12 protein-coding genes are annotated in these 9,860 nt (G+C 63.4%); 8 read left to right on the top strand and 4 right to left on the bottom strand.

Annotation, left to right across the window (positions count from 1 at the left end; translation table 11 throughout):
- Positions 1-298, bottom strand: a 298-nt coding sequence (locus ATI53_RS19385; RefSeq protein WP_146609965.1) for a transposase, incomplete at its 3' end; no start/stop codon positions are given.
- Between the two features lie 335 nt (positions 299-633).
- On the opposite strand from ATI53_RS19385, the gene ATI53_RS19380 reads away from it, so the two are divergent.
- The 6 genes from ATI53_RS19380 (at position 634) to ATI53_RS19355 (ending at position 6,554) form a co-directional block, all read left to right on the top strand.
- Positions 634-2,370: a methyl-accepting chemotaxis protein gene (locus ATI53_RS19380; protein ID WP_170134625.1), complete on the top strand. Its 1,737-nt coding sequence runs from the start codon at positions 634-636 to the stop codon at positions 2,368-2,370.
- 206 nt (positions 2,371-2,576) lie between these two features.
- Entirely contained in the window at positions 2,577-2,918 is a 342-nt protein-coding gene (locus ATI53_RS19375) for an ElaB/YgaM/YqjD family protein (protein WP_009502616.1), read from the top strand.
- An 8-nt stretch (positions 2,919-2,926) separates the two neighbouring features.
- Positions 2,927-3,253: a hypothetical protein gene (locus tag ATI53_RS19370; protein ID WP_009502618.1), complete on the top strand. Its 327-nt coding sequence runs from the start codon at positions 2,927-2,929 to the stop codon at positions 3,251-3,253.
- A gap of 122 nt (positions 3,254-3,375) precedes the next feature.
- Complete coding sequence (locus tag ATI53_RS19365; RefSeq protein WP_111551143.1) at positions 3,376-4,026, top strand: protein-L-isoaspartate O-methyltransferase family protein; 651 nt, start codon at positions 3,376-3,378, stop codon at positions 4,024-4,026.
- Positions 4,027-4,087: 61 nt separating this feature from the next.
- Positions 4,088-5,500, top strand: coding sequence for a TolC family outer membrane protein (locus ATI53_RS19360; RefSeq protein WP_009502620.1), 1,413 nt, complete (start codon positions 4,088-4,090; stop codon positions 5,498-5,500).
- A gap of 70 nt (positions 5,501-5,570) precedes the next feature.
- Positions 5,571-6,554, top strand: coding sequence for a hypothetical protein (locus tag ATI53_RS19355; protein ID WP_111551142.1), 984 nt, complete (start codon positions 5,571-5,573; stop codon positions 6,552-6,554).
- Positions 6,555-6,653: 99 nt separating this feature from the next.
- On the opposite strand, the gene ATI53_RS19350 is transcribed toward ATI53_RS19355, so the two are convergent.
- Positions 6,654-6,983, bottom strand: coding sequence for a DUF6280 family protein (locus ATI53_RS19350; protein WP_009502623.1), 330 nt, complete (start codon positions 6,981-6,983; stop codon positions 6,654-6,656).
- 215 nt (positions 6,984-7,198) lie between these two features.
- On the opposite strand from ATI53_RS19350, the gene efp reads away from it, so the two are divergent.
- Positions 7,199-7,762, top strand: coding sequence for an elongation factor P (gene efp / locus ATI53_RS19345; protein ID WP_009502624.1), 564 nt, complete (start codon positions 7,199-7,201; stop codon positions 7,760-7,762).
- Positions 7,763-7,854: 92 nt separating this feature from the next.
- Positions 7,855-8,334, top strand: coding sequence for a GNAT family N-acetyltransferase (locus ATI53_RS19340; RefSeq protein ID WP_111551141.1), 480 nt, complete (start codon positions 7,855-7,857; stop codon positions 8,332-8,334).
- Here the strand turns inward: ATI53_RS19340 and ATI53_RS19335 are convergent.
- Positions 8,331-9,128, bottom strand: coding sequence for a fructosamine kinase family protein (locus tag ATI53_RS19335; RefSeq protein ID WP_111551140.1), 798 nt, complete (start codon positions 9,126-9,128; stop codon positions 8,331-8,333). The genes ATI53_RS19340 and ATI53_RS19335 overlap by 4 nt on opposite strands.
- Positions 9,125-9,856, bottom strand: coding sequence for a CAF17-like 4Fe-4S cluster assembly/insertion protein YgfZ (ygfZ, locus tag ATI53_RS19330; protein WP_111551139.1), 732 nt, complete (start codon positions 9,854-9,856; stop codon positions 9,125-9,127). Before ygfZ ends, ATI53_RS19335 begins: the two co-directional genes overlap by 4 nt.
- Positions 9,857-9,860 lie beyond the last annotated feature (4 nt).

Here is a 9,860-nt window from a genome sequence, read left to right as displayed (position 1 = left end):
GCTGCGAAGGCTTTGCCAAGAAAGGATATGATCTCGGACGGACTCTTAGGATGTCCCGCTCCGCCTTGAGCTTGGCGACCTCTTTCTTCAGGGCCGCGATCTCGGCCAGGTCAGCGCGCTGCTGGCCATAGCCGGGGAACGCTGTGGCTGGCGCCACCGTCGCTTCACGCATCCACCGCCGCAGAACACTCTCCGCCAGGTCCAGATCCCGGCACGCCTGGGCCACCGTCACGCCCCGCTCGGTCACCAGCTTCACCGCCTCGATCTTGAACTCGCGGCTGAACTTCCGTCTCGTCATATCCACTCTCCAGTTCCATGGTCACGATCTTATCTTCGTGTCCACGAAACCGGCAGCAGGCCAGATCGTCACTTTCTTCATGCGATCTACCTTAACCACCGGTCCGAATTCCCGCGACCACCTCCCTGTAAACCACTTTCGATCAAATCAGCCCGTTAAGTCGGTAGTAAGCACCAGCGCTGTATGCATCAAAAAAACCTCACGTTGGACACATGATGTATAGGCTCATACAAAGCATCCCCTTTCGAATTTATGCGATCGCGGTACTTGCCGTAATCTGCTCTTGCGCCCTTGCGGTGCTGCTGTTGTCGCGTGCGGTAGACCAGACCTATCAGATGCAAGAGAAGGAACTTGCCAACATCCTGGAAACCTCCAGCGGGGTGTTGACTGTCCTGAACGAGCGCGTCGATGCCGGCGAAATGACCCTTGACGAAGCCAAGGCCGAGGCAACGGCGCTGCTCTCTGCGCTGCGGTTCGGCGATTCGGGCTACATGTCGGTGTTCGATAACGACATGGTCATGCGCGTGCATCCGTTCAAACCTGACTGGATCGGAGAAGATAAATCGGATTTCGAAGACAGCAAGGGGCTGAGGCTGTTCGATGAAATGCTGAACATCGCGCTTACATCGGGTGCGGGGGTCATACGCTACTGGTTCACGAAGCCCGGCGAGGATGCCCCGGAAGAAAAGATGGGGGCGGTGCGCTACTTTGCACCGTGGGGTTGGGTTGTCGTGACCGGCGCGTATCTGTCTGACATCAAAGCCGATCTTGCGGCGATGAGGGATGCGGGCATCGCGACGCTGTTGGCGACTCTGTGTCTGCTGACAGGGACTTCCATTCTGCTGGTGCGCAGCGTGACCCGGCCGCTGTCGAAACTCATGGACGCTATGCGAAAGGTGTCCGAAGGCGATTACGACCACGAGATCAAGGTGGCGGGCCGCAAGGACGAAATCGGGTTTCTGGGGCGAATCCTTGATAGTTTTCGACAGAAACTGATCGAACGGCGTGAGCTTGAGATCGAACAGCAAAACGAACGCGAGCGCCAGAATCAGGTCGTGCAACGGCTCAGTCGGTCGATGTCCGAACTTGCGTCGTGCAATCTGACCGAGATGATCGATGACGCCTTCCCCGAGGCCTATGAACAGTTGCGGCGGGACTTCAACGCGATCATCGAAACGCTGAACGATGTGGTACGCTCGATCGTCGATAACGCCGACGAAATCAACGCGCGTGCGAACGTCTTGGGCAGTGCTTCTGACGAGCTTTCGCAGCGGACGGAAAATCAGGCGGCGACGCTGGAAGAAACTGCTGCCGCGATGGACGAAATCACCAGCAGTGTCAGAACCGCTGCGACAAGCGCCAGTGACGTCGCCAGGACGGTGGAGGCCGCGCGCGAAGATGCGGTGGCCAGCAGGCAGATCGTGTCGTCGGCAGTCGAAGCAATGTCTGAAATCAAGGTCTCGTCCGATTCGGTGGCCGAAATCATCGGGGTGATCGACGACATCGCCTTTCAGACCAACCTGCTTGCCCTGAATGCGGGGGTGGAAGCAGCGCGTGCGGGCGAGGCCGGCCGAGGTTTTGCGGTGGTCGCCTCAGAAGTGCGTTCGTTGTCGCAGCGATCGTCCGAAGCCGCCAAGGAGATCGCCCGGCTGATCTCGCGCAGCTCTGCGCAGGTCGAAACCGGCGTGGATCAGGTACAGAAATCCGGCGAGGCTCTGGCCAAGATCAGTGAACGTGTCACAAGGATTGCCGACGCCATCCAGAAAATCGCGGCGAGCGCGCAAGAACAATCTGTCGGTATCAACGAAATCAATGTGGCCGTCGGTCAACTCGATCAGGTTACGCAGAAGAACGCCGCGATGGTCGAAGAGGCGGGCGCTTCTACCGTTGCACTGAAGCGTGAGGCAAAGGAAATGCGCGAACTGATTGCGCGATTCGCGCTGAGACCGAGCGCGCCGGCCGACGTGAAGCCCGAAGCGCCGGTGGCACCTGAAAAGGTTGCTGCGGCCCATACGCCTGCGCCGCCGCAGTTTCGCAGGGTCGCGAACGGAGATGCCTGGCAGGATTTCTAGGTCAGGCGTCGGCTGCGGTTGTATCGTTGATTGCCCCTAGCAGGCGGACTCACCTGGTGCAGGCGGAATGGTTGGAACCTTCTGCATGCAAGACATCCCCGAGGCGTGGGGTGGCGCCCAAGCTTTTTTTGCTTCTCCAGGAACTTTTACACCTCCCGCTGCGTTCCGATGTCGAGTTACCGAATTTTTCCAGGAGGTCACCCCCCATGGCAACTGCTCAGACCAACCTTTCGACTGAATCCGCCGCTGGCAAGAACAGCGACATCGATGCGCTCAAGGACCAGATCTCGACCCTGCGCTCGGATGTGAAAGCGCTGACCGAACTTATGGGAGAGGTCGGCAAGGCCCGCGGCACCGAAGCCAGGGAGAAAGCCGAAGCCAAGGTGCACGAACTGCGCGGTCGCGGCGAAGATGCGCTGCATGAAGCCGGGCGCAGGCTGACCGAGCTTGAGGCCGAGACCGCCGGGCATATCCGCACCTCGCCCTTTCAGGCGATCGGCGTTGCCGCAGCGGTCGGATTCCTGATCGGCTATCTCGGTCGGAAGTAACGCGCCAGATGATCTACGCGATACAGGCGCGCATTCATTACACGGTCCGGCGCACCCTCGGCAGCGCGCTGGGCGGTTTTCTCATGGTTATCGGCGCCGGGTTCCTGACGGTCGCGGCATGGATCGCGTTGGTGGATGCCTATGATGCCTTGACGGCGGCTTTGGGCATTGGTGCCGGGTTTATCCTGCTGGGGGTGCTGGTGATCGCGGTGTCGCGGCGCAGGCAGGCGTATGTGCCCCCTCCGGCCGCCGGACTTGGTCCGCTGATCGAGGCGTTCCTTGCGGGCCGTGCCGCAGGTACCTCCATGCGGACAGGCAAGTCCGAACCGGACTGATACGGAAAGAGTTCTGTAACCGGAATGCATCTTGGCCGGTTGCAGGCGTCCATTGCGATTGCGACGCCACGATATCTGTGGCAGAACCGCTTCAGCGAATACTGAACGGAAGAGTTTAGCGGATGACCGACTTCGCAACGCGCCGCCGGGTGATGGTGGACACACAGGTCCGGCCCTCGGACGTTTCAAAATTCCCGATCATTGACGCCATGCTGCGCGTCCCGCGCGAGCTTTTCGTGCCCGATTCCGAGGTCGAGGCTGCCTACGCCGGGGACAACCTGCGTTTGTCTAGCGATCGCGTGGTGCTCGAGCCGCGCACGCTGGCCAAGATCCTTGATGCCCTGGGGGTCGACGCGGACGATCTCGTGCTCGATATCGGTGCGGGGCTGGGGTATTCCTCGGCTGTGATCGCGCGCATCGCCGAAGCGGTGGTTGCCGTCGAAGAAGACGAGGGCCTTGCCGCCGAGGCTCAATCGCTGCTTGGCGAGCACGCGGACAACGTGCTGCTGCACATCGGCCCGCTGGCCGGTGGCGCTGCGGCTCATGGCCCCTATGACGCCATCGTGATCGAAGGCGGCGTTTCCATCCTTCCCGATGCGCTGACCGATCAGCTCAAGGATGGCGGGCGCATTGCCTGCATCTTCATGGAGGGTGCGCTTGGCACCGTCCGCATTGGCTGGAAGATCGACGGCGCCATCACCTGGCGGTTCGCGTTCAACGCAAGCGCGCCTGTGCTTCCGGGTTTCGAAAAAAAGGCGGCCTTCGCGTTCTGAGGGCCGGAATATCCGCGTGAACCGCGGTCAAGCGAGCAGAACAGGCAGCAGGGGGCGTGGCATGACGCGCAAGGTAATCGGGGTGATGGCGGGTGTATGCCTCGCCGTAGCGGCACCCGCGCAGGCAATCGCCGAAACGCTCGCCAGCGCGCTGTCGAGCGCCTATATCACCAGCGGCCTGCTCGATCAGAACCGCGCAGTGCTGCGCGCCGCCGATGAGGATGTCGCGCAGGCCGTCGCGGCGTTGCGCCCCGTTCTGGGATGGCAAAGTGAAATTGTTCGCAACTACGGCTCGTCCAACACGCAGAATTTCCTGACCGGGGAATTTGCTTGGCAGAACGTGTCGGCCACTACCGCAAGCGTCAATATCGTGGCCACGCAAGTGCTCTATCAGGGCGGCGCGCGGGTGCTTCAGCGCGAAGCCGCCAAGGAATCGGTGCTTGCCACGCGCGCCGGGCTGGTCAGCGTCGAACAGCAGGTGCTGCTGAATGCGGTTTCCGCCTTTATGGAGGTGCGCCGGGCCGAGGAAACCGTCGAACTCAGCCGCAACAACGTCCGCGTTCTGGACGAAGAGGTGCGTGCCGCGCGGGACCGGTTCGAGGTTGGCGAAGTCACGCGCACCGATGTCGCCGCCGCCGAAGCGCAGGCCGCGGCTGCGCGCAGCAACCTGACCGCCGCCGAGGGCATGCTTGCCGTGAACCGCGAGATTTACAACGCGGTCATCGGTCATTACCCCGGCCAGCTGGTGCCGCCGGGCGGACTGCCCCGGATGCCGGGATCGGTTGCCGACGCCAAGACGCTTGCGCTGCGCACGCACCCCGATGTCGTGCAACTGCGCCATGCGGTTGCCGCAAGCGATCTGTCGGTGCGCATCGCCGAGGCGCAGAAAAGTCCGCAGATCACGCTTCAGGGCAGTTATGGGCTGACCGACACCTGGGAATCGGAGAGCGCCTCCAGGGGCGGCGCACTGACGCTTGGGATGTCCGGGCCGATCTATCAGGGCGGGGCCATCGCGTCGGGCGTGCGGCAGGCCATGGCGAATCGCGATGCGGCGCGGGCGCAGCTTTACACCGCCGGGCGTTCGGTCGAACAGAGCGTCGGCAGCGCCTACGCCCAGCTGCGCATCGCGCAGGCGTCACAGACATCGGCGCGTGAACAGGTCCGGGCCGCGCGCGTGGCCTTTGACGGCATCCGCGAAGAGGCGACGCTGGGCGCGCGCACCACGCTTGACGTGCTTGACGCGGAACAGAGGTTGCTGGATGCGCACGCCGCGCTGATCTCGTCGCAGGTGGATGAGACGATCGCCGCCTATGCGGTGCTGTCTTCGGTCGGGCAACTGACATCGGAAAGGCTGGCGCTGGATGTGCCGCACTACGATCCCGAAGCCTATTACAGGGCGGTCGAATCCGCGCCGGCCGGGTCACGGCAGGGCGACGATCTGGACCGTGTCCTGCGTGCCTTGGGAAAAAACTAGCTTTCTCTGCATCTGTTGTCTGAAACCGCGGCTCGGGGTACTCTGGTCGCGAGGCAAGAGTGGTACGTGAATGTCGGATCCCGTGACGAATCTGGAAATCGAGGACGTGCTGTCCTCAATCCGCCGCTTGGTGTCCGAGGACGCGAGGCCGCGAAGCAAGGCCCTGACGCGCCGGGTCGATGAAAAGCCCGACCGGCTGGTGCTGACGCCCGCGCAGCGCGTTGTTTCGGCGCCTGAGAGCGAATCGGCTGAAAGCAACCATAGGGCGGGCGATGTACGGCCCGATGCCGCCGCAGACGTTGCCGATGCGCGATTTCTCCATGCAAAGGAATCGCCTGGGGACGAAGATCCGGGCACAGTGGACGCCCCCCGTCAGGACATTTCCGGGCCGGACGATACGCGGGATCGGTCGACCTTCATCGGTCGCCTTGTATCCGAGGAAATGCAGCGGATGCTTTCGTCGGAACAAGAGGATGCGCCGCAGGACCTTGCCACACCTCCCACCGGTGCGGCAGCTGGCAAACCGGTCGGCGTAGAGCCGCCGCAGCCCGGCCCGGCGGATGAAAACAGTCTGGTTGCCAAGATCGCCGCGCTTGAGGGGCTGATTGCAAGCCGTTCTGACGACAGCGCCCCGAAACCGGAAGACGACGGTGAGACGGCAAGCTTTGTGCACCGCGCGGTCGAATCGATGAACTGGGAAGACCACGGCGGCAACGATGCTTCTGCCATCCCCCCCGACTTGGGCCGCGTCGCTGCGTCGTGCGACGAAAACTCCACGCAAGACGCGCTGGTGCTTGGTGGGCCGCCCTGGCGCGGATCGCACACCCCGGATGAGACGGTCGCAAAACACGACGCGCAGCCCGTCGCCATGCAGGCGGCCTCGCCGCAAGGATCTGCCATGGCGGCCATCGACCCGGCAATGTTGCGTGGCCTGGTGTCGGACATTGTTCGCCAAGAGCTTCAGGGCGCGCTGGGGGAACGCATTACCCGCAACGTCCGCAAACTTGTCCGCCGCGAGATTCACCGGATGCTGGTCAGCCAGGAACTGGAATAGACGGCGCACGGCCGAGCTTGGCGCCGCAGAAATCAGCGCAAAATCAAAGGGGTGCCCCACCGGGACACCCCTTTTTCATGACGCGCAATTGCAGTCTGGTCAGGCGGCTTCGGCCTGATCGGCTGCGGCTGCCGCATGGCGACGTTCGCTTTCCTCGCGCGACAGCGCGACCGAGGTGCGCACACCCTTGCCGACGAATTCCATCAGGCCCGAGACCACACGTTCGTTTGGATCGATCCCCGCGCAGCTCAGGACTTCACGGCCATCGCGCGAACGCGCCCAGCGTGCGATCTGTTCGGGACCGTTGCCGTATTTCTTGTCGTCTGCGATTGCGTCGTCGAGCGCAGCCAGCACCACTGCGGCAAAAAGCTTGCGCGCGCGGTTGCCCTGTTCGGCGTTGAAGGCTGTGCTATCCACGAAATCTTTCATGATTCGACCTTTGATTATTGCTCTTGTCTTTTGCGGCGTATGTGGCGTTATGGACCATTCCGAATGATTCGGATACACCGAGGATGCATGGCACCCATGTGACTTTTGCATATCTTACGCCACGCACGCTCAAGATCTCGTTGTCTTGCACGGGAGCGACTCGCCAGATATAGGACCGGCCAGAGAGTCATCAACCTTTTGCCAAAGTTTTGCCCATGCCCAAGATCAACGGTAACGAGATCCGCCCCGGCTACGTGCTGGAGCACAACGGGGGCCTTTGGGCTGCCGTCAAGGTCGACCATGTGAAGCCCGGCAAGGGCGGCGCGTTTGCGCAGGTCGAAATGAAGAACCTGCGCAACGGGTCCAAGCTGAACGAACGCTTCCGGTCCGCCGACAAGGTCGAACGCGTGCGGCTGGAACAAAAGGACATGCAGTTCCTTTACGAAGACAGCGGACAGCTGATTTTCATGGACACCGAAACCTACGATCAGGTCCAGCTGGACGCCGAGATCCTGGGCGAGCGTCGCCCGTTCCTGCAGGATGGCATGACCATCGTCGTTGAATTCCACGAGGCCGAAGCGCTGAGCGCGAGCCTGCCGCAAAAGGTCACCTGCAAGATCGTCGAGACCGAGCCGGTGGTCAAAGGTCAGACCGCCGCGAACAGCTTCAAGCCAGCGGTTCTTGACAATGGCATCCGTGTGCTTGTGCCGCCGTTTGTCGGGCAGGACGAGGACATCATCGTGAACACTGAAACCATGGAGTATTCGGAACGCGCATAACCCGCGCGCCGACTGCTTTGTCCCCGTGCGATCCGGGGGCGACACGACAGACAGCAACGGGCCTCCGGCGCAGTGCCAAGGAGGCCCTTTTCATGATCGACAATCTGCTTCCGGACGACCTGCCGCAGGTCGCGCCGCTGTTGCGCGGGCTGAATGCGCTGCACGCCGCGCAGGTGCCGCACCGTTTTCATCCCGATGCCGGGGATGCCGCGCTTGGGGCATTTCTGGAACGGGAACTGGCGTCGGGCGCGCGAGGGCTGGTCTACCGGACCGAGGGGGTGGTGCGCGGCTACCTTCTGTGGCGCTGCCGAACCGTGCCCTGCACGGCGGTGGAACATGCCCGCACCATCGCGGTTCTGGATCACATCGCCGTGGCGCCTTCGTGGCGGCGGCGCGGCATTGGGCGTCGCCTTGCGGAACGGTTCGAAACGCAGGCCCGTGCGGAGGGCTGTGACGGCTGGATCGTCGCGGTACACAGCTTCAATACCGCCTCGGCAGCGTTGATGCGCGGGCTTGGCGCGCGTGATGCGGTGACGACGCTGGAAAAACCGCTAGGGCCGGGCGTGCCCTAAATCCGCGCGGCCTGCACAAGCCGCGCCACAAGCCCCTGGTAGCTCGCGCCGAACAGCCGATAATGCACCAGCGCCGGAAACAGCTGGTAGATCGGGCGGCGCTCGGCGCGGGCGGGATCGCCGGCGCCGTAGGCGTCGTGAAACGCCTGCGTCGGCGTGCTGAACAGGTCGAGCATCGCCAGATCGACTTCGGCGTCTCCGTAATAGCACGCGGGGTCGATCAGATAGGCACTGGACCCGCTGAACAGGGCGTTGCCGATCCAGAGGTCTCCGTGCAGCAACGCCGGGGCGGGGGTGGCCGGCAGGCGTTCGGGCAGCGCACGGGCCAGCGCCTCGACCCGGCGCGCCATGGCGGGGGGAAGGGCAGGCAGGAACGGCAGCAAACGGCATTCGGCCCAGAACCGGGGCCAGTCGGTCATCGGCGTATTGCGGATCGTGACCCGGCCAAACCCGTAGGTGCAGGGCCAGCCATAGTGGTCGCCCCGAGCCGCGTGCAGGGTGCGCAACCCCGTGCCCAGTGCGCCCCATCCGGCAGGCGAGGCCGGGGTTTCCCCGAGCCATTCAAGACACAGCAGATCGCCGGTCTGGTGCAGAACGCGCGGCACCGGCGCACCGGCGCTGGCCATGCGGCGCAGCATGTCGGCCTCGATGCCGACCAGGGGGCCACGCTTGACCGCAACGCGGGTGCCATCGGACAGATCCATGCGGACCACTTCGGACAGGTCACCCCCGTGCAGCGGCCGGGTCGCAACCACATCCGAGCCGAAAAACCGGGACAGGCCCTGCAAGGTCATGGGGTGTAGCGCAGCCGGGCATCCGCCGCAGTCAACGCGCCGGTTGCACGATCAAAGCGCAGATAGGCGATACCGCGCCCGCCCGACTGGGTATACAGCACCCCGGCCGGACGATCGCCAGACAGGATCGGCGTCCCGATGGGGGCCGTGCCGTCGACCGCGACCGTGGCCAGACCCTTGCGCAGTTCGGTCTTGTGTTTCATCCGGGCGGTGACCTCTTGCCCGACATAGCAGCCCTTCTTGAAATCGACGCCGCTCAGCCGTTCGAACCCTGCCTCCAGGATGAATGTGTCGGGCGTCAGCTCGATCTCGCTTTCGGGGATCAGCGCATCGACGCGCAGTGCGTCCCAGTCGGTTTCGACCGAGGGCCGCCCGTCATAGGCGCGCCAGCCCATCCGAGGGTCGCGGGGATCATCAAAGGCACCGTCCGGCGCGGCCCCCGGTCCGCGGGACACGGTCAGGTCGGTCTCGGCCACGGTGACCTTGGCGCGCAGTTTGTACATGGTCAGCGCGCGCAACAGGTCCGTCGACAACGGCTGCGCGACGTCGATCAGGATGTCGTCGCCATCCGCCACAAGAAAGAAATCGGCGCGATACTTGCCCTGGGGGGTCAGCATCGCGGCATAGACCGGCCCGTCCTTGACGCGCATCACGTCATTCGTGACCAGCCCCTGAAGGAATTGTTCAGCGTCCGGGCCGCTGACCCGCAGCACCTTGCGTTCGCTCATGATC

The sequence above is a fragment of the Salipiger aestuarii genome, from assembly GCF_003259905.1.
GTDB classification, from domain to species: domain Bacteria; phylum Pseudomonadota; class Alphaproteobacteria; order Rhodobacterales; family Rhodobacteraceae; genus Salipiger; species Salipiger aestuarii.
This window is presented reverse-complemented; position numbering and strand designations above follow the sequence as displayed.

What these genes read in the sequence shown, in the direction of transcription:
- ATI53_RS19380 (WP_170134625.1), top strand. Translation starts at nt 634, where the DNA reads ATGCAAGAGAAGGAACTTGCCAACATCCTGGAAACCTCCAGCGGGGTG.
- ATI53_RS19375 (WP_009502616.1), top strand. Translation starts at nt 2,577, where the DNA reads ATGGCAACTGCTCAGACCAACCTTTCGACTGAATCCGCCGCTGGCAAG.
- ATI53_RS19370 (WP_009502618.1), top strand. Translation starts at nt 2,927, where the DNA reads ATGATCTACGCGATACAGGCGCGCATTCATTACACGGTCCGGCGCACC.
- ATI53_RS19365 (WP_111551143.1), top strand. Translation starts at nt 3,376, where the DNA reads ATGACCGACTTCGCAACGCGCCGCCGGGTGATGGTGGACACACAGGTC.
- ATI53_RS19360 (WP_009502620.1), top strand. Translation starts at nt 4,088, where the DNA reads ATGACGCGCAAGGTAATCGGGGTGATGGCGGGTGTATGCCTCGCCGTA.
- ATI53_RS19355 (WP_111551142.1), top strand. Translation starts at nt 5,571, where the DNA reads ATGTCGGATCCCGTGACGAATCTGGAAATCGAGGACGTGCTGTCCTCA.
- ATI53_RS19350 (WP_009502623.1), bottom strand. Translation starts at nt 6,983, where the DNA reads ATGAAAGATTTCGTGGATAGCACAGCCTTCAACGCCGAACAGGGCAAC.
- efp (WP_009502624.1), top strand. Translation starts at nt 7,199, where the DNA reads ATGCCCAAGATCAACGGTAACGAGATCCGCCCCGGCTACGTGCTGGAG.
- ATI53_RS19340 (WP_111551141.1), top strand. Translation starts at nt 7,855, where the DNA reads ATGATCGACAATCTGCTTCCGGACGACCTGCCGCAGGTCGCGCCGCTG.
- ATI53_RS19335 (WP_111551140.1), bottom strand. Translation starts at nt 9,128, where the DNA reads ATGACCTTGCAGGGCCTGTCCCGGTTTTTCGGCTCGGATGTGGTTGCG.
- ygfZ (WP_111551139.1), bottom strand. Translation starts at nt 9,856, where the DNA reads ATGAGCGAACGCAAGGTGCTGCGGGTCAGCGGCCCGGACGCTGAACAA.